This is a genomic window from Micromonospora cathayae, from assembly GCF_028993575.1.
Classification (GTDB): domain Bacteria; phylum Actinomycetota; class Actinomycetes; order Mycobacteriales; family Micromonosporaceae; genus Micromonospora; species Micromonospora cathayae.
In genome coordinates, this window is record NZ_CP118615.1 from 3459141 (window position 1) to 3485098 (window position 25958).

The window sequence follows — 25958 nt, forward strand, 5'->3', positions numbered from 1 at the left end:
TTGGAAAGGGAACGCTGAACCATGGCACGCCGCAAGAACACCGGCCCCCGCGCCGACCTGGCCTCCTTCGACCAGGCTGGCGCGCGGGTCTTCGACAACCCGCTGGTCACCGAGGTCTCCGACTCCTACCTGGAGTACGCCTTCTCGGTCATCCACTCCCGGGCGCTGCCCGACGCCCGCGACGGCCTCAAGCCGGTGCACCGGCGCATCCTCTATTCCATGCACGAGTCCGGCTTCCGGCCGGACCGGGCGCACGTCAAGTCGGCCCGGGTGGTCGGCGACGTGATGGGCCGGTACCACCCGCACGGCGACACGGCCATCTACGACGCGCTGGTCCGGCTGGCCCAGGACTTCTCCCTCAACGTCCCACTCATCGACGGACACGGGAACTTCGGGAGTCCGGACGACGGCCCGGCCGCGGCCCGCTACTGCCTCACCGGTGACACCCGGATTCGGTTGGTCGACGGCACCAGTCCTCGGCTGGCGGACCTTGTGGATCTGCCGCCGGACAGCGAGGCTGACGCCGACTTCGAGGTCCTCGACAAGGACGGCAAGGCCGTCCGGGTCGACCGGGTCTTCAACTCCGGGGTCCACCCGACGATCAGGATCGAGACGGAGACCGGATTCTCGCTCCGAGGCAGCGAGAACCATCTGGTCCTCTGCCTGGAGTCACCGATGGGCGTGCCACTTTTCCAGTGGCGGCGGCTTGACGAGATCACCACCGGCACGGTGGTGTGTATCGCCCGTAACGCCTGGTCGCAGGTCGTGCCGACCGCGCGGGAGTACATGCTGGGCCTCCTCGGTGGAGCCTGGGCGTCGGAAGGGTTCGCCAGCGAGTCCCGGGCGGGATTCAGCAACACCGACGACCACTTCTTTGACGAGGTTCTGCACGCGTACGACCAGGTCGTCGGCGGTCGACGGTACGTCAATGACCGGCAGACACGCCGTGACCGAAAGCGCATCCGGGACATTGACGTGCAGGAGTCCTCCGGAGGGATGGACGCGTTCCGGGCGAGTCCGTTGGCCGAGTTCATCGGTCACCAGGCGCGGGACAAGTTCGTACCGCAGTTCGTCTGGGGCGGGGGATGGGGGGTGAAGCGGGCCTTCCTGATGGCCCTGTTCGAGGGCGACGGCGGGGTTCGCGTGGCGAATGGCAGCTTCACCATTCAGTACACCAGCTACAGCGATCGGTTGAGTCGGGAGGTGCAGGAACTCCTCGCGGAGTTCGGGGTCGTCGCCTGTCGTCGGCAGTACACGCGTCCCAGCGGCTCGGTCGAGCACCGTCTGGTCGTCTCGGGGCTTCGCAACATCAAGGCGTTCGCCACGCGGGTGGGCTTTCTGCGCACGAAACAGTCGATGCTGGCGGAGACGCTGAAACATGCGCCGCTGCGCGCGCACCGGCTGAGCAAGGACCGCGTTCCGTTCGTCGCCGAGTACGTCCGTGGCGCGCTCGACTTCGACCGTCGGGGCAGTGGCCGTAAGTGGCTGACCCAACACAACTTCGACCGCGTCGAGCGGTGGGAGACCGAGCGTCTGCGTATCATCGACCGGATCAAGGACACCGAGATACTGGCGACAATTCTGCCGATCATGGACTCGGGGTACCGGTTCGAGCAGGTGACCAGCGTCGAGGAAGGCGAGCGCGCCGAGGTGTACTCGGTACGGGTACAGTCCTCCGATCACTCCTTCCTCGCCGGTGGTTTCGTCAACCACAACACCGAGGCCCGGCTCTCCCGGGAGGCGGTGCTCCTCGTCGGTGAGCTGGGCGAGGACACCGTCGACGTCGAGCCGAACTACGACGGCTCGCTCACCCAGCCCACCGTGCTGCCGGCCGCCTTCCCGAACCTGCTGGTCAACGGCGCGTCCGGGATCGCGGTCGGGATGGCGACCAACATGATCCCGCACAACCTCGGCGAGGTCGTCCAGGCCGCCCGCTGGCTGATCCGGTACCCGGACGCCACCCTCGACAAGCTGATGGAGTTCGTCCCCGGGCCGGACCTGCCCACCGGTGGCCTGCTGCTCGGCCTGGACGAGGTCCGCCGGGCGTACGAGACCGGCCGGGGCGTGGTCCGGATGCGCGGCAAGGTGGAGATCGGCCCGGTCGAGGGCAGCCGGGGCCGGCAGGCGATCACCGTCGTCGAGCTGCCGTACGGGGTGGGCGCGGAGAAGGTCATCGCGGCGATCACCAACGAGGTGACCAAGACCAAGCGGCTCACCGGCATCGCCGACGTCAAGGACCTCACCGACCGGGAGAGCGGCACCCGGCTGGTCGTCGAGTGCAAGGTCGGCGTCAACCCGCAGGCCCTGCTGGCCGACCTGTACCGGCTCACCCCGCTGGAGCAGTCCTTCGGCGTGAACAACCTGGTCCTGGTGGACGGGCAGCCGCAGACCCTCGGGCTGAAGGCGCTGCTGGAGGTCTTCCTCGCCCACCGGTACGAGGTGGTGACCCGGCGCAGCGCGTACCGCCGCCGCAAGCGCGAGGAACGGCTGCACCTGGTCGACGGTCTGCTGATCGCCCTGCTCGACATCGACAAGGTGGTGCGGCTGATCCGGGCCGCCGAGGACGCGCAGGACGCCAAGGACGGCCTGATGCGCCGGTTCAGGCTCTCCGAGATCCAGGCCACCTACATCCTCGACACCCCGCTGCGCCGGCTCACCAAGTACGACCGGATCGAGCTGGAGGCCGAGCAGGAGAAGCTGCGCGGCGAGATCGCCGAGCTGTCCCGCATCCTCGACGACGAGAAGGTGCTGAAGAAGCTGGTCTCCGACGAGCTGGCCGCCGTCGCGAAGCAGTCCGCCACCCCGCGCCGCACCACCCTGGTCGACGGTGACCTCAAGGAGGTGCTGGCCGCGTCGGTGCCGGCCGGGCCGCTGGAGGTCGCCGACGACCCGTGCCAGGTGATCCTCTCCGCCACCGGGCTGATCGCCCGGACCGCGGCCGAGTCGGAGGAGGCCGTCGAGGGGCGCGGCCGGCGCGGCCGGGTCAAGCACGACGCGGTACGCGCGCTCGTGCACTCCACCGCCCGGGGCCGGGTGCTGCTGGTGACCAGCGCCGGCCGGGCGTTCAAGGTGGACGTGCTGCCGCTGCCGGTGCTGCCCGAGCAGACCGGCACGGTCTCGGTCAGCGGGGGGATGTCCGCCGCCGAACTGGTGCCACTGGAGTCGGGGGAGACGGTGGTCGGCCTGGCCCCGCTCGGCCCGACCGTCGAGGGCTCGCCCGGCCTGGCCCTGGGCACCCGGCAGGGTGTGGTCAAGGTCTGCGCCCCGGAGTGGCCGGTACGCTCCGACGAGTTCGAGGTGATCAGCCTCCGCGACGGTGACGAGGTGGTCGGGGCGACCTGGCTGACCGACGGCGCGGAGACGCTGGCCTTCGTCTCCTCCGAGGCGTCGCTGCTGCGGTTCCCGGCGACCCTGGTCCGCCCGCAGGGCGTCAAGGGCGGCGGGATGGCCGGCATCAACCTGCCGGCCGGCGCGCGGGTGGTGTTCTTCGGCGCGGTCCGTACCGACGACCCGGAGCACGGCGCGCCGATGGTGGTCACCTCCACCGGGGCCACGGTGAAGGTGACGCCGTTCGAGGCGTACCCGGCGAAGGGCCGGTCGACCGGCGGGGTGCGCGCGCAGCGCTTCCTCAAGGGTGAGACGGACCTGGTGGTGGCCTGGGTGGGTCCGCGTCCGGTCGGCTGCACCGCCACCGGCGACCCGGTGGACCTGCCCGCCGAGGATCCCCGCCGCGACGGCTCCGGTTTCGCCGTCCTCCTCGGCCCCACCCTCCTAGGCCACCACCTCTCCCGCGCCTAACCCCCCCCACCCCCCCACCCGGGTCCCCCCCCGGGCCCCCGGCCCCACCGCCCCCGGGGCCCGCCCCGTTGATCATGAAGTTGTTGTCCGCGACACGCCGTGCGCGCGACAACAACTTCATGATCAACGCGACGGATCGGGTGGGGGTGGGGTGCGGAGGCGGGTGATGGTGCGGAGGGTGTGGTACGTGAGCAGGGCGGCGGCGGTGCCCAGGGCGATGCCGTTGAAGGACAGGTCCCCGGCGGTCAGGGTGTAGTCGGCCGCGCCGATGATCACCGCGACGGCGGCGGTGAACAGGTTGACCGGGTCGTGGAAGTCGACCCGGCTCTCGATCCAGATCCGGGCGCCCAGGACGGCGATCAGCCCGTACAGGACGGTGGTCGCGCCACCGAGCACCCCGGCCGGCACGGTCAGGATCAGCGCGCCGAACTTCGGGCTGAGCCCGAGCAGCACCGCCGCCACGCCGGCCACCCAGTACGCGGCCGTCGAGTAGACCCGGGTCGCCGCCATCACGCCGATGTTCTCCGCGTACGTGGTGGTGCCGGAGCCGCCGCCGGACCCGGCCAGCACGGTTGCCAGGCCGTCGCCGAGGAACGCCCGACCCAGGCTCCGGTCCAGGTTGCGGCCGGTCATCGCGGCCACCGCCTTGACGTGCCCGGCGTTCTCCGCGACCAGGACCAGGATCACCGGGATGACCAGGATCGCCGCGCGCAGACTGAAGCTCGGGGTGTGGAACTCCGGCAGCCCCACCCAGGCGGCCTCGCGCAGCCGGGTCAGGGTCGCCGGGTCCAACCCGCCGGTGACGGCGGCGAACAACCAGCCGACCACCACGCCGAGCAGGATGGACAGTCGGCCGAGGAAACCCCGGAAGGCCACCGTGGCGAGCAGGATCGCGGCCAGCGTGACCACCGCGACCAGCGGCTGGGCCTTGACGCCCGTACCGCTGCCGTTGCCGTCCCAGGCCACCGGGGCCAGGTTCAGCCCGATCAGCGCGACGATCGCGCCGGTCACCACCGGCGGCATCAGCGCGTCGATCCAGCGCGCCCCGGCCACCTGGACCACCAGCCCGACCAGCGCCAACGCCACCCCCGCGACGACGATGCCACCCAACGCCGGGCCGATGTCGCCGCCGGCCTTCGCGGCCAGCACCGGCGCGATGAAGGCGAACGACGAGCCCAGGTACGACGGCAGCCGGTTGCCGGTGATCAGCAGGAAGAGCAGCGTGCCCAGCCCGGAGAAGAACAGCGTGGTGGCCGGCGGGAAACCGGTGATCAACGGCACCGTGAAGGTGGCCCCGAACATCGCCACCACGTGCTGTACGCCGACGCCCACCGTACGCGGCCAGGACAGCCGCTCCCCGGGGTCGACCACGTCGCCGGGGCGTACGGTGCGGCCGTCGCCGTGTAGCCGCCACGGCGACCAGCGCGACGGTGTCTCGGTGGGTGACTGGGTCATGGCGCTGCCCTTCGCGTCGGGAGACCGGCGGGGACGGCGGACGACCCTGCACGTTTCTAGCAGAGTGCCGCCGACGCGGGTGGACGGCCCGGCGGCATCCCGCAGACGTGAGTGGGCGGCCCGGCGGGGGTCAGGCGACGCCGGCGGGGCGGAACTGGACGCTGACGCGGGGCCCGACCGGGCGGCTGGTCTTCGGCACGGCGTGTTCCCAGGTGCGCTGGCAGGAGCCACCCATCACCACCAGGTCGCCGTGCCCGAGCGGGAACCGCAGCCCGGCCCCGCCGCCGCGCGGACGCAGCAGCAACGGGCGCGGTGACCCGAACGAGACGATCGCCACCATCGTGTCGACCCGCCCGCCCCGGCCCAGCGTGTCCCCGTGCCAGGCCACGCTGTCCCGGCCGGAGCGGTACAGGCACATTCCGGCGGTGACGAACTCCTCACCCGGTTCGGCGGCGTAGTGCCGGTTGAGCGCGACACGGGCCTGCGTCAGCACCGGGTGGGGCAGCGGCCGCCCGGCGGCGTACCAACAGAGCAGCCGGGGCACGTCCACGTCGGCGTCGTACATCCGGCGGCGCTCGGCCCGCCACGGCACCTCGTGCAGCAGCGTGACCAGCACCGGGTCGGAGCCGCGTACCCAGCCGGGCAGGTGGTCGACCCAGGCCCCGTGGCTCAGCTGGTGCCGGCGTACCCGGCCGGCGAGCGGCCCGAGGGTGCTGCCCTCCTCGGCCAGGTCCAGCATCGACGGCTGGTACGCCACGTCTCCCACGTCGCCGATCCTACGCCGCTGTCGAACACCCGTACGAGTGGCGGTCGGGGTAGGGTGCCCGGCGGGCGGCACCCGTGCCGCTCCGGGCGACCACCCCTCCGGCGTACGCCGGCCGACCGACGGGAGAGACCGTATGCCGATCCGCGAGCCGTACCCGCGGGCGGTGTCATGACCAGCCTGGCCCCGGCGGCCGGGGTGGACCGGTCGTTGCACCGGCTGCCCTCGCTGACCGGTCTGCGGTGGATCGCGGCGATGCTGGTCTTCGGCTTCCACGTCGGGACGATGCGGATCATCGTCGAACCGGGCCACAAGGCGGTGGTGGACCAACTGTTCACCCTGGGCCTGTCCGGGGTGCAGTTCTTCTACATCCTCAGTGGTTTCGTGCTGGTCTGGTCGGCCCGACCGCAGGACACGAAGTGGGGGTTCTGGCGGCGGCGGCTGGCCAAGATCTATCCCAACCACGTGGTGCTCTGGGCGCTGGTGCTGCTGGTCGGGCTCTGGTTCGCCGACCCGTTCAACGGCTCGGCCGCGATGCAGAACCTCTTCCTGATCCAGGCGTGGAACCCCACCCCCGGCTACTTCTACAGCGTCAACACGGTGAGCTGGTCGCTCTCCTGCGAGCTGTTCTTCTACCTCTGCCTGCCGTTCGCGCTGCCGGTGATCCGCCGGATGCGGCCCTGGGCGCTGTGGGCCGTGGTGGTCGCGGTGCCGCTGGTCATCCTGGCGCTCTGGCCGGGGCAGCTGCTGGTGCCGGAGCAGGACCGCTGGTGGTTCACCCAGGTCTTCCCGCTGGTGCGCTCCACCGAGTTCTGGATGGGGGTCGCCGCCGCCGAGCTGATGCGGCGCGGGCACTGGCGCGGGCCGGGTCTGCCGCTGGCCAGCCTGATCTTCGTGGTGACGTGGCTGGTCGCCGGCGAGTGGATCCGCGCGGAGTTCTGGGCGGCGCTGCTCTCCGTCGCGTACATCCTGATCATCACCTCGGCGGCGCGGGCCGACGTGCGCGGCCTGCCCTCGCCGTGGCGGTCGCGGCCGATGGTCTGGCTCGGTGAGGTCTCGTTCGCGTTCTACCTGGTGCACGTGTTCGTGATGATCACCGTGTTGCGGCTCACCGGCCACCACGGCGTCGGGTTCACCGGCTGGACGGGTCTGCTGGTCGTGGTCGGGTTCCTGCTGGTGAACCTGCTGCTGGCCTGGCTGCTGTACCGCTGGGTGGAGACCCCGATGATGCGTCTGCTGGCTCCCGCCCGGAAGCGGTCCGCCCCACCGGGTGCGCCGTCGACGCCGGCCGGCGGCACCGACCGGCCCCGGCAGTCCACACCGGCTCCCGGGTCGGCGCCGGAGCCGGCGGCGTCGGCATCCGGGCCCGGGTCGGAGGTAGCGGTATCGGCCCCCGGGGCGGGGGCAGGAGTGGCGGTACCGCGGCTCGCGGTGCCGTCCGCCCGGCGGCCCGGCAACGGGACGGATCCCGACACGCGCGGCATCGATGCGGGTACCCGACGTTCGGGGTAATCTGCTTTTCGTGCCCCCTGTCGCGTTCGACCGCCCCCGGTGGTGGTTGGCGCGCTGGGTGTCCCGGGTGTTCACCAGCCTGGCCGTGACGGTGGCCCTCGCGCTGAGCGGCGGCGCGCTGGCCGGCAACCTGTCGGCCTGGTCCGAGCCGGTTCCCGGCTCCGTCGACCGGTTGGTGGTGTTCGACCCCACCGTGTTCGGCCCCACCGCGTTCGACTCCACCGCGTTCGACTCCACCGCGTTCGACCCCAGCATGTTCGACCCCACCGCGCTCCGCGCACCCGCCGACCCGGCGTCGAGCGCCGGGGCGGGCTGGTCGACCACCCTGGACGACACGGACCGCACGGCGGTGCCGGTCCGGTTCCCCGCCGGGCCGGGCGATGCCGCGCCGGACGGGGGAGCCACCGTCGGCGTCGCCCCGGTCCGGCCGCTGGTCGGTACGCCGGCGGGTGCCGTCGGCTCGCGGGCGCCACCACCGTGCTGAGCCGTCCACCCCGGTGACCTGCCCGGGGGCGGGACGACCTGACGAACCTCACCCCGTACGCGCCCCGTGCCCGGCGTCCCCCGAGACGCCCCGCGCCCGGATGCCGGTACGGCCCCCGCCCGCTTCCTGTTCCGTGAGGTGCCGACGATGGACGTCGTTCTCTACGAGTTCCTGATCGATGTGCCCCGGGCGGCTGCCATCTGGTCCGCCCTGCTCCTGCTCGCCCTGACCGTGCTGACCGTCCTGGTGGCCCGCCCCGAACGGGAACCCACCCCGGCCGCACCCTCACCCCTTCCGGCCGGCCCGGACGCGGCGGCCGGTGGGCCCGCCGGCCCGGAGGCGGCGGCCGGTGATCCGGTCGGGCCGGATCTGGCGGACCTGCGCCGGTACGCCGAGGAGGTGGCCGTGGCGGCGGCCGGTGCGGCGCAGACGGCGCGTCGTCGCCGGGCGGACTGGCTGACCGCTCAGGAAGAGGTGGAGACGGCCTGGCAGGCGTACGACGAGGCGGAGAGCGCCGCCCGTCGGTTCGCCGGTGCCGCCGCCCTGCCCCTCCTGGCCACCCCGCACACCCCTGCCGAGTACGCGGCCCGGGAACGTTACCTGCACCGGGCCGCGATGGCGGCGTACTGGCGGGGTGACCTGTCGGTGCGGCAACTCAGCGACGTCTTCGCCCGGCGGCACGGCTGGGATCCGCGGTTGCACCCGGTGGTCCAGGAGGCCGTGCTGCACCGGGTGGTCCGTGACCTGCGTCGGGCGGACTACCGGGTGGCCGCCGAGCGGGAGCGGGTGGCCTGGCAGGACGCCGAGGTGGCGGCCACTGCGGCGCGCAGCCTGGCCGAGGAGGCGTACGTGGCCGCGGAGCGCCTGCGGGCGGCGGTCCGTCCGGTGCCGGTGGCGACGCGGCGGATGACCGGCACGGTCCGCACCGTCACCCGCTGGCGTCCGGCCCGGGTGGGCTGAACACCTGCCCCGGTGGCCCGGGAACCTGGTCGCGTGACCGGATCGTGACATGATCCGGGCGGCCGTCGGGCCGGTGGGGTCTTCGGGGTCGGTTGTCCGGTCTGGGGCCACCCGGCCCGGACCGATTCCGCCGACAAACGACCGGTTCTCGCCCGACGATTCCCCGGTAACTGGTCGTCCCATTGAGCGACGACAGTTCGACAACGTGCCGCGCTGACCGGCTCGGGATGATGTTCTGGCTGCTCAGCAGGGTTGGCAGTGGAGTGCTCAATCAGTAATGTCGGCCCGTCTGGTGCGGTAGTCGATCGCAGAGGGCGAGGCCGCGCCGACCCGCCGAATCGTGAAGTACGAACCGGGGACCCACCTGTACGTCCGGGGTGAATCCGTGGGCATCGTCCCGCGGTAGGGCGACCTTTCCCGCCCGAATCCGTCAGCTAACCCGGTAGGCGGTCGAGGAATGGAGTCGTTCGTGCCGTACCGCCCCGCCCCCCGGTACCTCCACGGTGCCGCGCTGCCACCGGCCACCCGCGTGGGACACCCGCGCTGATCCCGGCGTCCGCGCCAGGTGGCTGACCCAGCCGTCGCCCGAGCGGTCGCCGTCCCCGGCTGAGCCGGCCGGACTCCTGACGCGCGGTCTGATCCGCGTGCCGGTGCGCCGCTCTCCACCCCCGTACCGTGGAGGACCCCCCGTGAAGAAACCGATCAAGTTGCTGTCCCGCCGTTCCCGGCAGGTCGCCCTCTCGGCGGCGGTGCTGGTGGCGGCGTCCACCGCCGGTGTCCTGGTGGCCCGCCCCGACGACCCGGCCCGGCCGGACACCACCGCCGCCAGCGTCGCCGAACTGAGCCGGTCGGCCGCCGCCTCGCGGGCCCAGGAACGCCTCCCGGCCGCGCCGGCCAGCCCGTCGGTCAGCCCGTCCACCGCCGGCAGCACGCCGTCGGCCGGCGCGCCGGCCGCGTCCCCCGCCGCGCCACGGACCACCACGGCACCGGACCCGGACCTGTCGGCCAGCCCGACCCCCGCCCGCCCGCCGGCCACCAAGGTGCTCGACATCGAGTACCAGGAGCAGAGCACCTACTACTACTGTGGGCCGGCGGCCACCCGGATCGCGTTGACCGCCCGGGGGATCGTCCGCAGCCAGGACGACCTCGCCCGGCGGCTGAACACCACCGAGTTCGGCACCAACTCCGCCGAGGACACCACCCGGGTGATGAACGACCTGGTCGGGCGGGACGTCTACCAGACCCGCATGATCCCCGGTTCGGCGGCCACGGCGGCCCAGACGGACCGGCTCCGCGCCGACGTGGTCGAGACCGTGGGCAGCGGGTACGCGGTGGTGGTGAACGTCGCCGGCACGGCCACCGACGTCGCCGGCGGCTGGCACTCCTTCCCCGGCGGTCACTACGTGGCCGTGGTCGGCTACCGCGACGGCGGCCGGACCGTCAAGATCGCCGACTCGGCGAGCGCCGCCACCAGCTCGTACTGGATGAGCATCGACGCGGTGGCGGACTGGGTCGCCACCCGCGGCTACTCCGCCTGATCCGCGCACGACGATCCCGCCCTCGGCTCCTGCGGCCGCCGGGCACCGACACCCGACCGGTGCCCGGCGGCACCCCGCTGCGGTCGTACCGTCGGTAGCGCCCCGCCGGGGTCGTAGCCGTGGGCGGGGGCGCTGGCGTCGGCCGCCTACACTGCCCGCCATGCCCGCCGACCGACCGGACAGCGCCGGCCGCGAACGCTTCGCCGGGGTACGCGGGGTCGTGTCGCGGCATCGTGCCCCCATCCTGCGTACCCTCGCCGGGCTGGCCCTCGGGCTGGCGGCGCTGTTCCATGTCGTCGGTGACGGGGTTCCGCCCAGCCCGGACCCGGGATGGCGGGGCTGGGCCGTCGACCACCTGCACACCCTGGTCTGGCTGGTGCTGGCCGTCGCCTGCTGGCTCGCCGCGTCCCCCCGGCCGGCGGGACGTCGGTGGGCGTCCCGGGTCAGCCTGCTCGCGTTGGCGCTGTACGTGACGTTCCGACTGGTCCTGCACGGGGTGGTCTGAGAGCAGGCCCACCGGACGCGGCCCACCATAGGCGCGGGTCGACCGGACGCGGCCCACCGTGACCCGCGGGCCCATCGTGGGTGAGGGCCGGTCGGGGGTGCGGCCGGTCGGTGGTCGTCAGTGCGTGGGGGCGGCGACCGGGCCGGTGGGCTGCTCCGGGACGGTGGGTGACGCCGTCAGGTGCGCCCGCGCCGCCGACAGGAACCCCTCGGCGTACGACTCGACCGGGAAGTCACCGAGGTAGTGCGTCCGCATCGCCCACCGCGCCCCGGCCAGCGGGTCGGTGCCGAGCAGCCGGTCCAGTACCTCGTCCACGTCGGCCAGGTCCCGCCGCAGCACGTAACCGGAGCGGGCCAGCGGGAACCGCTCGGTGAACCGGTCGCCGTCGGCGCCCATGTCGGTCACCGCGTACGGCTTGCCGGAGTAGAGGTAGTCGGAGATCACTCCGGACACGTCGGAGACCAGCGCGTCGGAGCGGTTGACGCAGTCGACCAGGCTCATCGCCCGGCTGGCGTCGGCCCCCCAGACGTGCTGCCGTCCGGTGCGGGACCGGTCCGCGGCGAGCAGTTCCTCCACCCGGGCGAGCTGCCGGGCCGACTCCGGGTTCTGCGCGGTGTACGGGTGGGCCCGCAGGATCACCGTCGCGCCCCGGGCCAGCAGCCGGTCGACCAGCGTCGCGGCCACCGGCAGCGAGCAGTAGTCGGCGTCGGCGTGGTGCCCGGTCCAGGTGGGGGTGTAGAGGACGGTCGGGTTCGCCGGCAGGGTCAGTGGCGGGCGACGTACCTCGATCGCCTCCACCTGGGGGCGGCCGACGATGACGAACTTCTCCGCCGGGATCTGCACCCCGGCGCGGGCGTACCGGTCGATGGCGGCCTGACCGGCGACGAAGTTCCGGTCGAAGATGGCGGTGACCGGGTTGGCGCTGGGGGCCTTGTCGCTGTCGCCGTGGTGGATCTGGATGTGGGTGAGCTGGGTGAACCGGATGCAGTGCGCGTTCTTCGCGCCGTGGTTGACGTAGAACGCCACCTTCAGGCTCGGCACCAGCGTCTCGTCCATCGCCTTGAGGGTCGGGCAGTACACCACCGGGGCGGTGGTGGCCGCCGCGATCGGGGCCAGGAACTCCGGCTCGCGCAGCAGCACCAGGAACGGCCGGCCGATCCGCTCCAGGTAGGGCAGCCACATGGTGACCTGGTACTCGGAGCCGGGCGGGGCGGAGAAGTAGAGCAGGAACTCCGGCTGGTGCCGGCGCAGCGCGCGGGCCACCGGGCTGTTGGCCGCCGTCGACGGGCGGAACCGCCGACCGGCCAGGCGCGTCCCGACCAGCCCGGCGAGGCCGCCGACCAGCAGGCTGACCAGCAGGGCGTACCAGCTGGGCAGGGCCAGCAGCGCACCGAGCGCGACCGCGCCGAGCAGCACCGGGATGGCGGTGCCGACGTGTGCGGTGGTCAGCCCGGTGCGGACCGGCAGGTTGGCGGTCCGGATCTCCAGCCCGCCGGCGACGCGCAGCGGCCCGTCCAGCAGCACCAGGGCCAGCAGCACCAGTCCGGCGGCGGCCAGCGCCGGGTCGAAGCCGGCGTCCAGGCGGCGGGTGTACCCGATCAGGACGCCCGCCGCGACCAGCACGGACTCGGCGGCGAGGTCCGCGTCCGGGCGGACCCGGCGCTCCCACGCCCCGGCGGCCAGGGCGGCGACCGCCAGCAGCAGCCCCGGCACGGTCGCGCCGGTCAGCAGCAGGACGAGGAACGCCAGCACCGCCAGGCCCACGGTGAGGCCCCGGGCGAGCAGTTTCCGGACCAGGGTGCCACGCATGTCGCCGACGTCTCCTGACTGGTGCGGGTGGGTTCAGTTGGTGGCCGGCAGACCGGCACGGTCCGGGCCGGGCTGGGTCGGCAGCACCGGTTCGTCGGCCGTCGCCGGGACCGCCTGACCGCCGGACCGGCGGACGTCGATCACCTGGCCGGTGAGGTCGGAGAGGAGCACGTCCAGCGAGGCGCGGGCCACCGTCTCCGCCGCGAGCAGGGTGTGTTCGGGTTCCGCGCCGAACGCCCGGGTACGCATCGGGGTGGCGGTGCGTTCCGGGTTGACGCAGTTGACCCGGACGCCGAACTCGGCCCACTCGTCGGCGAGCGCCTGGGTGAGGTTGACCAGCGCGGCCTTGGTCGCCGAGTAGAGCGCGTACCGGGCCCGCCCCCGGGTGTACGAGCTGGAGGTGTAGAGCAGCAGCTGACCCTTGGTCTGTTGCAGGTACGGCAGCGCGTACCGGGCCACGGTCACCGGCCCGACGAAGTTGACCTGGAGCAGCCGGTCGATGGTGGCCTCGTCCATCTCGGCCAGCGCGCCCTTCTCCAGGATGCCGGCGGTCACCACCACGTGGTCGATCCGGCCGGTGGCCTCGTACGCGGCGGTCAGCGCGGCCCGCACGTCGGCGTCGCGTTCCACGTGGGTGCCGGTGGTGGAGCGGCTGACCGGGAAGACCTGTGCGCCGTGCCGGCGGGCCAGCTCGGTCAGCTCGTGCCCGATGCCGTAGCTGCCGCCGAAGACGACCATGGTCCGGCCGGTGAGTTCCTCGGTGTAGCGGGCCTCGTCGACCAGCCGGGGGACGCGGGCGGCGGCGAGCTGGAACAGCTTGTCGACCAGGTGCACGTCGACCGGGTGGGTGACCTTGATGTTCTCGTCCGCGCCGTCGATCACCTTGATCGGTACGTCCGGCAGGTAGCGCAACACCACCCCGCAGTCGTCGGTGGCGGCGAAGTGCGGGTCGTCGGCGGCGAGCCGGTACGCCTGCCGGATGGTGGGGGAGCGGAACGCCTGCGGGGTCTGGCCGCGCCGCAGCCGGGACCGGACCGGGATGCCGGTGATGCAGTCGTCGTCGTCGACCTCGACGATGGTGTCGGCCGAGGGGATCGCCACGTCCACCGCCGCGTACGTCCAGAGCGCGTTCACGCACTCCCGGACGATCCGCCCGCTGACCAGGGGCCGGACCGCGTCGTGGAAGAGGACGTTGCAGTCGTCCGGGCCGATCAGGTCCAGCGCCAGCCGGGTGGTGTCGCTGCGGGTGTCGCCGCCGGCGACGACCCGGCGGACCTTGCGGAAGCCGGCGGCGTCGAGGATGCGCCGGGCGTCGTCGACGTACCCCGGGGCCATCAGCACGAGGATGTCGTCGATCTCGGGGGCCGCCTCGAACACCGCCACGGTGTGCTCGATGATCGGCTTACCGGCGATCTTGACGAGCTGTTTGGGGATGCCCAGGCCGACCCGGGAGCCTGTCCCGCCGGCCAGCACCACCGCCACCGTCCGCGCGGGCCGCCACGGTGCCTCCGTCGCGGTGCCGGATCCGGTCGGGTGGTCCTGCGTCATGGTCGATCCTCACTGATCCACGTCTGGTGCTGCGGTACGGCTGGCTCCGGCGTCCGGCTGCGGCGTCCGCCGGGGTGGGGCGTCGGTACGGCCCGCGACGACCAGTGGGCGTCCGACCGGCCACGCGGTGACCGGTCGGACGCCCACTGGCGGTGCGTCAGCGGCCGGCCATGTAGTCCTCGTACGCCCGGGTCACCTCGTCGGTGGGGCCGTCCATCCGGATCACCCCGGACTCCAGCCAGATCGACCGCTCGCAGGTGTCCCGGATCGAGCCGATCGAGTGGCTGACCAGGAAGACGGTACCCGCGTCGGCGCGCAACTGGCGGATGCGCTGTTCGCTGCGGCGGCGGAACCGGGTGTCACCGGTGGCCAGCGCCTCGTCGATCAGCAGCACGTCGTGCTTCTTCGCGGCGGAGATGGAGAACCGCAGCCGGGCCTGCATGCCGGAGGAGTAGGTCCGCATCGGCAGCGAGGCGAAGTCGTCCCGGTCGTTGATGCCGGAGAAGGCGAGGATCTCCGGGGTGACCTTCTTGACCTGTTCCGGGGTCATGCCCATGGCCAGGCAGCCGAGCGCCACGTTGCGCTCGCCCGAGAGGTCGCCGAGCAGGGCGGCGTTGACGCCGAGCAGCGAGGGCTGGCCCTGGGTGTAGATCGCCCCCCGGTTGGTCGGCATCAGCCCGGCGATGGCCCGCAGCAGGGTCGACTTGCCGGAGCCGTTGCTGCCGATCAGGCCGATCGCCTCGCCCCGGTACGCGACGAAGCTGACGCCCTTGACCGCGTGCACCTCGCGCAGGGTGGGTCGCTGCTGCTGCCGGGTGACGATCCGCTTGAGGGCGGCGACCGGGGAACCCGCCCCGCCGCTGCCGGCCCCGTACACCCGGTAGATCAGGTGCGCGTTGTCCACGATCACCGTGGGGATGCGCTGCCCCACCGGCGTGGTGGTGGCACTCACCGGAACCGTGTTGAAATCAACCACGACCGTACTCCTGTTCGCCGCGCCAGAAGTAGACAAAGCCGCCCAGACCGACCAGTACCGCCCAGGCGGTCGCGAGCAGCCAGAGACGCGGCGCGGACGAGGTCAGCGGCGCGCCCTCCAGCAGCGCGTGCCGGACCAGCTCGATGTAGATCAACAGCGGGTTGAACTCCACCAGGGTGGCCAGCGCGCGGGGCAGGTTCTCGGCGAACGCCGCGACGCTGTACAGCACGCCGGAGGCGTACATCCAGGTCCGCATGACGAACGGCATGACCTGCTTCAGGTCGGTCATCTTGGCGCCCAGTCGGGCCAGGGCCAGGGCCAGCCCGACGTTGAAGATCGTCTGGAGCAGCATGGCCGGTAGCACCAGCAGCCACTCCAGGGTGATCGGCTCCCCGGTCACCAGCACGATCGCGACCAGCACGACCATGGCGGAGACCAGGTGCTGGAACTGGGTCAGGGTCACCGCGAAGGGCAGCGAGGCGCGGGGGAAGTGCAGCGCCCGGATCAGCCCGAGGTTGCCGGTGATCGCCTGGGTGCCGCCCAGCGCCACGCTCTGGGTGAAGTTGAACACGAACAGCCCGACGCAGAGGTACGCGATGAAGTTCGGGATGCCGGCCTTGGTGTTCAGGATCACGCCGAAGATCAGGTAGTACACCGCCGCGTTGGTCAGCGGGGTCAGCACCTGCCAGAGTCGGCCCAGGCGGGCCTGGCTGAACGAGGCGACCAGCTTGGCGTTCGCGTACGCCGCGATGAAGTGCCGGTAGGACCACAACTGCCGTGTGTACGCGGCGAAAGAGGGCCTCTTTCCGGCGACGCTCAGTCCGTACCGGGCGGCAAGCTGTGCCCCGGTCAGTCCTGAATCGGCGTCGGCCACCGCCGTGTTGGCCATGGTTGGGCGCTCCGATCTGTTCGGCGTTACGGGACCCGCGACGGCAGAGAGCGTGACCGGGACATGAACCGTCTTCGCTCCGTCGCTGCGTGGACCGTAGTGGAAAACACGTCGGGACGCAACCGTACCGTCGCTGCGCTACATTGTCTCATGTGACGACCGAGAAAAGGCGTGCTCCAGCGGGTGCGGCGGTGCTCCGTGGTGAGATCACCACGGCGATCCGCCGTGCCGTGATGCAGGAACTCGCGGCGGTCGGCTACGGCCGGCTCTCGATCGAGGCGGTGGCCCGGCGGGCCGGGGTCAGCAAGACCGCCATCTACCGGCGCTGGAGTTCCAAGCTGGAACTGGTGCTGGAGATCGTCTCGGCGGCGGCCGGCAAGAGCCTGCCACTGCCGGACACCGGCGACCTCCGTGGTGATCTCGAACTGCTCTTCATGATCATGGCACGTGCGTTGCGTCACCCGTTGGCCGCACAGATCATTCCCGATCTGCTCGCCGAGGCCGCACGCAACCCCCAGATCGCCCAGACGCTCCAGACCGCGCTGCGGGCCAACCAGCGCGACATCGCCGGGCAGCTGCTCGGCCGGGCGATCGCCCGTGGGGAGCTCGCCCCCGACACCGACCTCGACATCGCGGTCGACCTCATCGTCGGTCCGCTGTACTGGCGGCTGGCGGTGTCCCGGGCGCCACTGGCCGTGGAGGACCTGCCACGGATGGCGACGGCGGTCACCGCGGCCCTGGGGGTAGCATGCCAACCGGCTGGCCGGTCCGAACCGGACCTGACGTTGTCCAGTGTCGCCCCGAGTGCCGAATCCGGCCGGTCATGACCTGTCCCGTGCCCCTCATCCCGGTTGCAGCGTGACCCGTTAGCATCCCGATCCGAACGAACGCCCCGTCGACAGGAGGAAGCCCATGTCCGGGCTGAACGCAGAATTCATCCCACCAGCCCGCCCGGTAATCGGCGAGGCCGAGATCGACGCGGCGGTGCGGGTACTGCGCAGCGGACGCGTGGTGCAGGGCCCGGAGGTGGCCGCCTTCGAGGAGGAGTTCGGCGAGCTGGTCGCCGGCCGGCACTGTGTCGCGGTCAACTCCGGCACCTCGGCCCTCCAGCTCACCCTGATGGCCCTCGGGTTCGGCCCGGGTGACGAGATCATCGTCCCGTCGTTCTCCTTCGCCGCCAGCGCCAACAGCGTCCGGCTGGTCGGCGCGACGCCGGTCTTCGTCGACATCGAGCCCGGCAGTTTCTGCGTCGACCCGGCGGCGGTGGCCGCCGCGGTCACCCCGCGCACCGTCGCGATCATGCCGGTCCACCTGTACGGCCACCCCGCCGCGATGGACCGGATCATGGAGATCGCCGAGAAGCACGGCCTGGCCGTCGTCGAGGACGCCGCCCAGGCGCACGGCGCGGCGCTCAACGGCAACCCGGTGGGCGCGTTCGGCACCGCCGGCTGCTTCAGCTTCTACCCGACCAAGAACATGCACTCGCTCGAGGGCGGCATGGTCACCACCGCCGACGCCGAGCTGGCCCGTACCCTGCGGCTGCTGCGCAACCAGGGCATGGAGCAGCGGTACGCCAACGAGATCGTCGGCGCGAACATGCGGATGACCGACGTCGCCGCCGCGATCGGCCGGGTCCAGCTCCGCCAGCTCGCCGACTGGACCGAGCAGCGGCGGTCGAACGCCAAGTTCCTCGACTCCAAGATCACCTCGATGGTGACCCCGCCGGTGGCCGACAACGCCCGGCACGTCTACCACCAGTACACCGTCCGGGTGACCGGGGACCGGGACGCCGCCCAGCAGCGCCTCACCGAGCTGGGCATCGGCAACGCGGTCTACTACCCGACCCCGATCCACCGGCTCAAGCCGTACCTCACCGAGGACGGCAAGCCCGGCCCGTGGGAGCTGCCGGAGACCGAGCGGGCCGCCGCCGAGGTCGTCTCGCTGCCGGTGCACCCGTCGCTGAGCCCGGCCGACCTGGAGCGGATCGCCGAGGGCGCGAACATCGCCGGGGGTGCCCGATGAGCCAGGGACGCAAGCTGCGCGCCGGCCTGATCGGCCTCGGCGCGATGGGCCGCAACCACGGCCGGGTCCTCTCCGGCCTCGACGGCGTCGAGCTGGTCGGCATCGTCGACCCCGCCGGCGACCCGAACGGCGTGCTCCGCGCCCCGGTCGTGCCGCAGCTCGACGACCTGCTCGCGCTCGGCATCGACTACGCGGTCGTGGCCTGCCCCACCGCGCTGCACGAGCAGGTCGGTCTGGAGCTGGCCCGTAACGGCGTCTGCGCGCTGATCGAGAAGCCGCTGGCCCAGTCCGTCGAGGCGGCCAGCCGGCTGGTGGACGCCTTCGAGAGCGCCGGCCTGGTGGCCGGGGTCGGGCACATCGAGCGGTACAACCCGGCCCTGCAGAACCTGCGGACCCGGCTGGAGGCCGGCGAGCTGGGCGAGGTGTTCCAGGTGGTCACCCGACGCCAGGGGCCGTTCCCGCACCGCATCGCCGACGTCGGCGTGGTGATGGACCTCGCCACCCACGACATCGACCTCACCGCCTGGGTGACCGGCCACGACTACGCCTCGGTCTCGGCCCGCACCGTGTCGCGCAGCGGCCGGCTGCACGAGGACATGGTCGCCGTGGTCGGGCAGCTCACCGACGGCACGATGGTCAACCACCTGGTGAACTGGCTGAGCCCGCTCAAGGAGCGGTCCACCGTCATCACCGGTGACAAGGGCTGCTTCGTCGCCGACACGCTCACCGCCGACCTGACCTTCTACGCCAACGCGGCCATCGACACCGAGTGGGAGGCGCTGCGGGCCTTCCGGGGCGTCGCCGAGGGCGACATGGTCCGGTACGCCATCCCGAAGCGCGAGCCGCTGCTGGTCGAGCACGAGCGGTTCCGGGACGCGGTCGAGGGCAAGGAAAGCGACATCGTCACCCTCCGGCAGGGCCTGCGTACCGTCCAGGTGGCGGCGGCGCTGCTGCGCTCGGCGACCGACGGCAGCACGGTCGACGTCCGTCGCGGTGACCCGTCCGTCGCCACGGAGGTCGTCGTCCCGAGCTGACCGGGCGGCGGCACCCACCCGGGACGGCCGGCGCGGGCCAGGTACCCCCGGACACCAGCGTCAACCTCTCGCTACAGAAGGGACCGTGCATGGCACCGTCCGCTCGTCGACCCCGGCTCGCGGTCATCGTCGCCAACGGCATCACCGGGGACTCCCGGGTCCAGAAGATCGCCATCGCGGCGGCCCGGGACGGTTGGGACGTCACCCTGATCGGCGCCGGGGGCACCCGCGTCAAGCGGACCCGCATGGGTCCGATCGAGGTCGTCCGACTGCCGGTCCGGTCACACATGCGGCAGGAGTTGACCGGGCACCCGCTACGGCGCAAGGTCACCCAGTTCGGCATCAGCGACAAGCAGGCCCTGGCCCGTCGCCGGGCCATCCACCAGGCGTGGGTACGCCAGGTGACCGCCGAGATCGGCTGGCTCCGCGGCGACCAGCGCCAGTCCGGCGCCCGGAAGCTGCTGTCCCTGCCGCCGAGCCGGGCACTGGGCGCGGTGGTCCGGGTCCGCCGGGCCGCGCACAAGTTCCGGGAGCGGGCGTTCGGCTGGGAGCAGGCGCAGGCGAAGAACCCGAAGCCGACGGGCAACTGGCGGCGGGACTGGCCCCAGCTGCTCGACCTCGACCTGGCCTTCGGCCCGTTCATCGAGGAGCTGAAGCCGGACCTGATCCACGCCAACGACATCACGATGATCAACACGGCGGCGCTCAGCGTGGCCCGGATGCGGGCCCGTGGCGAGAAGGTCGCCTGGATCTACGACGCCCACGAGTACGTGCCGGGCGTCGACTGGCCCAAGCCGGAGATGTCCACCGCGTTCCCCGGCGTCGAACGCGAGTACATCCGCCGGGCCGACGCGGTGGTCACCGTCTCCCCGGAGATCGCCGAGCGGCTCCGGGCCGACTACAAGCTGCCCGAGCCGCCGCTGGTCGTCCGGAACACCCCGATCCGGGAGTCGGTCGGCGCGCTGTCCGACCGGCCCTCGGTCCGGGCCGCCGCCGGGGTGGGCGAGGACGTGCCGCTGCTGGTCTACTCCGGCTGGCTCTCCGCCGAACGGGGCCTCGGCACGGCCGTCAACGCCCTCACCGACCTGCCCGGGTTCCACCTGGCGATCGTCTCCGGCCGGACCAGCCCCGAGCTGGAGTTCCTGCTCAACCGCGCGGAGGAGATCGGCGTCCGGGACCGCATCCACGTGGTGCCCTATGTGGCCCAGCACGCGGTACCGGACTACCTCTCCACCGCCGACCTCGGGCTGATCTGCTCCAAGCGGACCCTCAACTACGAGCTGTCGCTGCCCACCAAGCTCGCCGAGTACCTGCACGCCGGCATCCCGGTGGTCGCCAGCGACGTCAAGACCCTCGGCGAGTTCGTCTCCCGGCACCAGGTCGGCACGGTCTTCCGCTCCGACGACCACGCCAGTTTCGTCGCCGCCGTCGGGCAGGCCATGGCCGGCCGGGACGAGCTGCGGGCCCGGATCGTCGAGCCGATCCTGCGCGAGCTGTCCTGGGAGGAGCAGAGCGCCGGGCTGATGCGGCTCTACCGGCAGGTCGCCGCGGTCGCGCCGGCCGAGCCGCGGCCCGAGGTGCCGTGGACGGTGGAGGAGCACGCCGGCCCACCGCCGGTCGACACCACCGTCGCCGACCGGCCGCTGGACGCCTGGCGGCCGCTCGGCCAGACCCGGGTACGGCTCGGGCTCGGCCCGGCCAACTACGCCGGCCAGGCGGCGGCGTTCGCGCAGGCCATCTGCCAGAGCAACCCGGACGTGTCGGCCGAGGTGGTGATGCGCAAGGGCCCCACCACGTTCGTCTTCCCGGCGGACGTCTACCTCGACCTGTCCCGGATCAACGACGTGGACTTCCAGGTCGAGCAGGTCCAGCGGATCGTCGGCCGGTACACGCACCTGGTGGTGGACGCCTTCCTGCCGGTCTTCGGCTACCTCAACGGCGACAACATCGAGGGTGACCTGCCGGCGCTGCGCCGGGCCAACATCAAGGTGGCGCTGCTCGCCCACGGCAGCGAGATCCGGCACCCCGGACGGCATCTGGAGCGGCACGAGTTCTCGCTGTTCCGGGACGCCCCCGAGGGGGTGGCCGAACGCCTCACCAAGCGGGCCGAACGCAACCGCCGGGTCGCCGAGGAGAGCGGGCTGCCGCTCTTCGTGACCACGCCGGACCTGCTGGAGGACCTGCCGACGGCGACCTGGGCACCCCAGGTGGTCGACGTGGCGAGCTGGGCCAGCGACCACCCGGTGATGGAGCGGCCCCGTCCGGTGGTGCTGCACGCGCCGTCGGCCCGGTGGACCAAGGGCACCGACCGGATCCTGCCCACCCTGCAGGAGCTGCACGACAAGCGGGCCATCGAACTGAAGCTGGTCGAGGGCGTCCCCTGGGAGGAGATGCGGGAGCTGGTCCGCACCGCCGACATCGTCCTCGACCAGTTCGCCACCGGGGCGTACGGGACCTTCGCCGTGGAGGCGATGGCGGCCGGCCGGCCGGTGGTCGCGTTCCTCAACGAGGCGATGCACGCCCGGTTCGGCGCGCACCCGCCGATCGTCAACGCCACCCCCGGTTCGTTGCGCAAGGCGATCGAGTCGCTGCTCGACGACCGGGACCGGGCGGCCGGCATCGGTGCGGCCTCCGTCCGGTACGCGCGGGACGTGCACGACGGCCGGCGTACCGCGAGTGTCTTCGAGGACTTCCTGACCTGACCGGTTCCACCCATACGAAACGGGGGCGGCCAGCGGTGACGCTGGCCGCCCCCGTCGCGTCGTGGCGCGGGAAACGACGGGTCAGAGTTCCAGACCGGTGGTGACCCGCACCGACGGGTGCAGCCGGGCCAGCCGGGCGGCCAACGTCACGGTGTACACGTCCGCCGCGACCACCAGGTCGACGGTGCCGAAGTCGATGCCGCGCAGCGCCTCGTCGAACCGGGTGGCCAGTAGCCGGGGCCGCAACGCCCGGTAGGTCGGCATGAACAGGCGCTTGTGGACCGCCCCGGAGACCTTGGTCTGGGCCCGGGAGACCACCTCGGCCGGGCGGCGCAGCGGGCGTCCCCAACGCTGCCCGGCGACCAGCCCGACGACGTTGCTGACCGCCCGGGGACCCCGGAACACCAGCGCCCGCTCCACCCGGCGGACCAGCAGCTGCTCCTCGGGACGGTCCAGGGGGTGCAGCCGGATCCGGGGGTCCAGGTCCTCTATCTCCTGCCAGTGCTCCACCCTGGACACGAAGACGTGTACGTCGTCGCCGCGCCCGGCCAGGTTCTGCACGTAGTTCACCAGCCGCAGCTGCGGTCGGTGGATCAGCGACAGCACCAGCACCCGCTTGGGGCGGCCGGTGGTCACCTCGGCGCGTGGCGCGTCGTCGACGGCGGTCACCACGGTCTCGGCCGTCTCGACCCTGTCCTCCTCGTACGAACTCACGCCGACACCACCTCCTGCTCCTCGCGGGACGCCGCTCCCGCCAGTTGACGCAGTTCCGCCTCCAGCGGGCCGAGCACCCGCTGCCGGGTGTACCGGCTGGCGTGCCGGATCGCGGCCTCCCGGGCCTCCGGGGTGAGGTCCCGGGCCGCCTTGCCCGCCGCGATCATCGTCTGCGCGATCTGTTCCGGATCGAGACTGTCGGCGTTGAACCACAACGGGTAGCCGGCCAGCACCTCGGTGGCCGCGATGCCCGGTGCGTGCACCGACACGATCGGCCGACCACTCGCCATGTACTCGAAGATCTTGCCGGAGGTGACGTACCGGGCGCCGCCGGCGAGGAAGACCAGCACGTCGCTCTCCGCGTACGCCGCCGCGACGTCGGTCTTGGCGACCGGTCCCCGGTACCGCACCCCCGAGGCCGGGTCGTCGGTCTGCCCGGCCGCCGGGTCGAGCCCGAGCCGTTCCAGCAGCTGCACGTCGCTGCCCTTGAAGAAGCCGAGGTGCCCGAAGACGTTCAGCACCGCGTCGTCCAGGTCGGGATGCTGGCGGGCCAACCGGAACGCCTCGACCAGCTCCTCCACCGGCTGGTTGTTGGTGACCGTGCCGAGGTACGAGAAACGCAGCGGTCCGGCGGCGGTGCGTGGCCCGGCACCGGGCGCGTCGTCGAGCACGGTGAGCAGGTCCGGGTCCCAGCCGTTGGGGACGACACGCATCCGGTCGGCGACCTCCGGGTACCGCTCCGCGTGCCAGCCGCGCAGCGCGTCGTTGACGAAGACCGCCCGGCTGGCGCCCCGCAGCACCCGCCGCTCCCAGGCCCACACCGGGTGGTCGTCCTCGTAGGCCGGCTCGTCGGCGAACAGGTCCAGGGTCCACGAGTCCCGGTAGTCCACCACGTACGGCACCCGCGCCAACCGGTGGAACAGCCAGGCGGCGGCGAAGGACGCGAACGGGTTGCCGGTGGCCAGCACCACGTCGAACGGCCGGCGGGCGTGCAGCCGCAGGGCCCGGCGTACGCAGGCCCAGCCCCACGAGGCGTAGTGCTCCGGGAAGATCCGCTGGCCCAGGTCGTAGATGTACCGGGCGGTCACCGGCATGGTCTGCCGGAAGCGGCTGAACCGCCGCACGTCCCGTTCCCAGACGAACTGGTTGAGCCGGGGCCGCTCGATCCGGATCCGCTCGTCCACCGTCTCGGCGAGCTTCTCGTCCACCGAGCCGATCGCCTCGTGCAGGAACTTCAGCGGGGCCGCCATGACCGTGACGTCCCAGCCCTCCGCGGCCAGGTGGTTGGCGGTGGCCCGGGCGCGGTACACGCCACTGGCACGGGACGGGGGAAAGTAGAACGACAGGTAGAGCACTCGCGGCTGTCGTCCCCGGTGTCGGCTTGTCATCAGGTTCTCCGCGATTCGGTCTGGCGCCGTCAGGCCGGCGGCGGCGTGCCGCTCGGTGCGGCGGTGTCGAGGCCGTACGAGATGTTCGGGCAGATCCGGTCCTCCAGGACCAGGCGGGCGGCCACCGGAATCGACACCGGGTCGGCGACCACCAGCAGGTCGACGCCTTCCCGGGCGATCTGGCGGCGCAGCAACCGGTGGCGGACGTCGCCCCAGAGCCGGTGGTAGACCGGAAGGAAGAGCCGGCGGTGCACCCGGCCGGCGATCCGCCGGTCGTAGGCCCGGCTGGCCCGCTGCGACCAGCCGGTGAGGCGACCCCGCCCGACGACGCGCAGCGCCGCCCGGGGGGCCCGGTGCACGATGAGCTGCTCGGCCGCGACGGGCAGGTGCGCGCGTTGCAGCCGGGCCAGCTCGACCACCCGGACCCCGGGGGCGAACCGCTGGCCCCGCCACGCGGTCAGCTCGTCGACGACGACGGTGGCCCGGCCACCGCCGGCGACCACCCGGGCGGACTCCTCGACGACCACCCGGGCCCGGTTGCCGCCGAGAGCGAGGAAGATCGTGCGCTGTGCGGCCATCAGTGTCCCTGCTCCGGAGCCGGGTCGGTGGTGACGTGGTCGGGGAACCAGGCCCGCCGGTGCGCCTGCGCCACCGCCGGATAGCCGTACCGGGCGGCCAGCTCCCGGCGGGCCAGGCCGAGGTCCATCCCGGCGGTGAACCGGTCCCGCAGCCGACGGTAACCGGCGGCCAGCGACTCCGGGTCGTCCTCCACCGGCACCAGTTCACCGGCGGCGTCCTCGATCCCGGCCAGGCTCTCCTCCGGGCCGCCGCACCGGGTGACCAGCACCGGCATGCCGGCCGCCGAGGCTTCCACGACGGTCATCCCGAACGTCTCGAACTGGCTGGGGTGTACCAGCAGGTCGTGCTCCCGCATCAGCCCCAGCGCCTGCTCGGGCGGGACGGCACCGGTGAACCGGATCGCCCCGGTCACCCCCAGTTCCGCGGCGCGGGCGGTGAGTTTCTCCTGCAACGGCCCCTCGCCGACGAAGGTCAGGGTCAGCGTCGGGTCGTCGGCCCGGCAGAGCGCGAACGCCTCCAGCAGCCGCTGCACCCCCTTGCGGGGGATCAGCCCGCCGACGAAGAGCCAACGGCGCAGCGCGGTGACCGGGGTGGCGCGCTCGGCGGCGAAGGAGACCGGGTTGGGGATGATCCGCACCCGGTCGGCGTACTCGGGGAACGCCTCGACCAGCGGGTCGCGTACCGCGCGGCCCACCGCGAACACCCCGGCGCAGCGGCGCAGCAGCTCCGCGTACATCTCGCGGGCCTCGGGCTGGGCCAGCACCGCGTCGAGGAAGGTGGCGTGCTCGGTGACGAAGACCCGGGCGTCGGGACGGGCGTTGCGCAGGGCCGCCCAGCCGCCGGGGAGCCCGACGTGGGCGTGCACCACCGGGGCGTCGATCGGCTGCCCGCCCAGGGCGGCCGAGACGGTGGCCGAGTGCCGCTGCGCGATCTCGGCGTACGACAGGCCCACCGGCAACGGCACCGGCAGGTGCAGCCGGGTGGCCCCACCTACGGTCGGGTACCCGCGCAGGGCGTGGGGGAGCAGGGCGTGGTGGGCGCGGACGATCTCGGCGTCCTCGGCTGCGGAGTGCCGGCCGGCCCACTCGTCGCACTGGTAGACCGTCACCCGCTCGTAGCCCGGGGCGGTCGCCTCGACCATGGCCTTGACGAACGCGCCCAGGAAGGGACGCTGCGTGCTCGGGTACCAGGGGGTGAGGATGGCGACGCTGCTGGGAAAGGCGGTCGTCACGCGAGTGGTTCCTCCTGAGGCGTGGCAGCAGCGGTGAATGCTACCAGTCTG

General features: G+C 72.5%; 19 protein-coding genes, 3 pseudogenes and 1 riboswitch. Of the genes and pseudogenes, 12 read left to right on the forward strand and 10 right to left on the reverse strand.

What is annotated here, in order from left to right; all coding sequences use genetic code 11:
• Positions 1-21: 21 nt before the first annotated feature.
• The 3 pseudogenes from PVK37_RS31695 to PVK37_RS31705 all read left to right on the forward strand — a co-directional run.
• Positions 22-429 (forward strand): annotated as a pseudogene (locus tag PVK37_RS31695) (DNA gyrase subunit A); the annotation flags it as partial.
• Positions 430-441: 12 nt separating this feature from the next.
• Positions 442-1323 (forward strand): annotated as a pseudogene (locus PVK37_RS31700) (LAGLIDADG family homing endonuclease); the annotation flags it as partial.
• Between the two features lie 393 nt (positions 1324-1716).
• Positions 1717-3798 (forward strand): annotated as a pseudogene (locus tag PVK37_RS31705) (DNA gyrase subunit A); the annotation flags it as partial.
• A gap of 123 nt (positions 3799-3921) precedes the next feature.
• On the opposite strand, the gene PVK37_RS16010 reads toward PVK37_RS31705, so the two are convergent.
• On the reverse strand, positions 3922-5253 hold the full coding sequence (locus PVK37_RS16010; protein ID WP_275034806.1) for a uracil-xanthine permease family protein: 1332 nt from the start codon (positions 5251-5253) through the stop codon (positions 3922-3924).
• Positions 5254-5383: 130 nt separating this feature from the next.
• Positions 5384-5992: an alpha-ketoglutarate-dependent dioxygenase AlkB gene (locus tag PVK37_RS16015; protein WP_423791083.1), complete on the reverse strand. Its 609-nt coding sequence runs from the start codon at positions 5990-5992 to the stop codon at positions 5384-5386.
• A 195-nt stretch (positions 5993-6187) separates the two neighbouring features.
• Between PVK37_RS16015 and PVK37_RS16020 the strand changes: the two genes are divergently transcribed.
• The 5 genes from PVK37_RS16020 (at position 6188) to PVK37_RS16040 (ending at position 11015) form a co-directional block, all read left to right on the forward strand.
• Positions 6188-7528, forward strand: coding sequence for an acyltransferase family protein (locus PVK37_RS16020; RefSeq protein WP_275034808.1), 1341 nt, complete (start codon positions 6188-6190; stop codon positions 7526-7528).
• Positions 7529-7538: 10 nt separating this feature from the next.
• On the forward strand, positions 7539-8012 hold the full coding sequence (locus tag PVK37_RS16025) for a hypothetical protein (protein WP_275034809.1): 474 nt from the start codon (positions 7539-7541) through the stop codon (positions 8010-8012).
• A 147-nt stretch (positions 8013-8159) separates the two neighbouring features.
• The gene (locus tag PVK37_RS16030; RefSeq protein WP_275034810.1) at positions 8160-8972 is read left to right on the forward strand and encodes a hypothetical protein; all 813 of its coding nucleotides are present in this window, start codon (positions 8160-8162) and stop codon (positions 8970-8972) included.
• A 321-nt stretch (positions 8973-9293) separates the two neighbouring features.
• Positions 9294-9436, forward strand: a riboswitch (cyclic di-AMP (ydaO/yuaA leader).
• Positions 9437-9661: 225 nt separating this feature from the next.
• Entirely contained in the window at positions 9662-10510 is an 849-nt protein-coding gene (locus PVK37_RS16035; RefSeq protein WP_275034811.1) for a C39 family peptidase, read from the forward strand.
• 160 nt (positions 10511-10670) lie between these two features.
• On the forward strand, positions 10671-11015 hold the full coding sequence (locus PVK37_RS16040; protein WP_275034812.1) for a hypothetical protein: 345 nt from the start codon (positions 10671-10673) through the stop codon (positions 11013-11015).
• Between the two features lie 117 nt (positions 11016-11132).
• Here PVK37_RS16040 and PVK37_RS16045 read toward each other — a convergent pair whose 3' ends face one another.
• The 4 genes from PVK37_RS16045 to PVK37_RS16060 all read right to left on the reverse strand — a co-directional run bounded on the left by PVK37_RS16045 (position 11133) and on the right by PVK37_RS16060 (position 16237).
• Positions 11133-12824 (reverse strand): CDP-glycerol glycerophosphotransferase family protein, encoded by a 1692-nt coding sequence (locus tag PVK37_RS16045; RefSeq protein WP_275034813.1) that lies wholly within the window; start codon positions 12822-12824, stop codon positions 11133-11135.
• A gap of 33 nt (positions 12825-12857) precedes the next feature.
• Positions 12858-14372 carry a bifunctional cytidylyltransferase/SDR family oxidoreductase gene (locus tag PVK37_RS16050; RefSeq protein WP_275034814.1) on the reverse strand — a complete coding sequence of 505 codons (1515 nt, stop codon included), beginning with the start codon at positions 14370-14372 and terminating at the stop codon, positions 12858-12860.
• 157 nt (positions 14373-14529) lie between these two features.
• Positions 14530-15348, reverse strand: coding sequence for an ABC transporter ATP-binding protein (locus PVK37_RS16055; protein WP_275034815.1), 819 nt, complete (start codon positions 15346-15348; stop codon positions 14530-14532).
• Positions 15341-16237 carry an ABC transporter permease gene (locus PVK37_RS16060; protein WP_275034816.1) on the reverse strand — a complete coding sequence of 299 codons (897 nt, stop codon included), beginning with the start codon at positions 16235-16237 and terminating at the stop codon, positions 15341-15343. Before PVK37_RS16060 ends, PVK37_RS16055 begins: the two co-directional genes overlap by 8 nt.
• 191 nt (positions 16238-16428) lie before the next feature.
• On the opposite strand from PVK37_RS16060, the gene PVK37_RS16065 reads away from it, so the two are divergent.
• The 4 genes from PVK37_RS16065 (at position 16429) to PVK37_RS16080 (ending at position 21995) form a co-directional block, all read left to right on the forward strand.
• Positions 16429-17064, forward strand: a complete 636-nt coding sequence (locus PVK37_RS16065; protein ID WP_275034817.1) for a TetR/AcrR family transcriptional regulator — start codon at positions 16429-16431, stop codon at positions 17062-17064.
• Positions 17065-17149: 85 nt separating this feature from the next.
• Positions 17150-18259 (forward strand): DegT/DnrJ/EryC1/StrS family aminotransferase, encoded by a 1110-nt coding sequence (locus PVK37_RS16070; protein WP_275034818.1) that lies wholly within the window; start codon positions 17150-17152, stop codon positions 18257-18259.
• Positions 18256-19293 (forward strand): Gfo/Idh/MocA family protein, encoded by a 1038-nt coding sequence (locus PVK37_RS16075; protein ID WP_275034819.1) that lies wholly within the window; start codon positions 18256-18258, stop codon positions 19291-19293. The genes PVK37_RS16070 and PVK37_RS16075 overlap by 4 nt, the downstream gene beginning before the upstream one ends.
• Before the next feature lie 89 nt (positions 19294-19382).
• Complete coding sequence (locus PVK37_RS16080; RefSeq protein ID WP_275034820.1) at positions 19383-21995, forward strand: glycosyltransferase family 4 protein; 2613 nt, start codon at positions 19383-19385, stop codon at positions 21993-21995.
• An 81-nt stretch (positions 21996-22076) separates the two neighbouring features.
• On the opposite strand, the gene PVK37_RS16085 is transcribed toward PVK37_RS16080, so the two are convergent.
• Genes PVK37_RS16085 through PVK37_RS16100 form a run of 4 tightly spaced genes read right to left on the reverse strand, consistent with a single transcriptional unit; the run spans position 22077 to position 25907 of the window.
• On the reverse strand, positions 22077-22709 hold the full coding sequence (locus tag PVK37_RS16085; protein WP_275034821.1) for a hypothetical protein: 633 nt from the start codon (positions 22707-22709) through the stop codon (positions 22077-22079).
• Positions 22706-24097 carry a glycosyltransferase gene (locus tag PVK37_RS16090; RefSeq protein WP_275034822.1) on the reverse strand — a complete coding sequence of 464 codons (1392 nt, stop codon included), beginning with the start codon at positions 24095-24097 and terminating at the stop codon, positions 22706-22708. Before PVK37_RS16090 ends, PVK37_RS16085 begins: the two co-directional genes overlap by 4 nt.
• Positions 24098-24126: 29 nt before the next feature.
• Complete coding sequence (locus PVK37_RS16095) at positions 24127-24675, reverse strand: hypothetical protein (RefSeq protein WP_275034823.1); 549 nt, start codon at positions 24673-24675, stop codon at positions 24127-24129.
• Entirely contained in the window at positions 24675-25907 is a 1233-nt protein-coding gene (locus tag PVK37_RS16100) for a glycosyltransferase (RefSeq protein WP_275034824.1), read from the reverse strand. Before PVK37_RS16100 ends, PVK37_RS16095 begins: the two co-directional genes overlap by 1 nt.
• Positions 25908-25958: the final 51 nt, after the last annotated feature.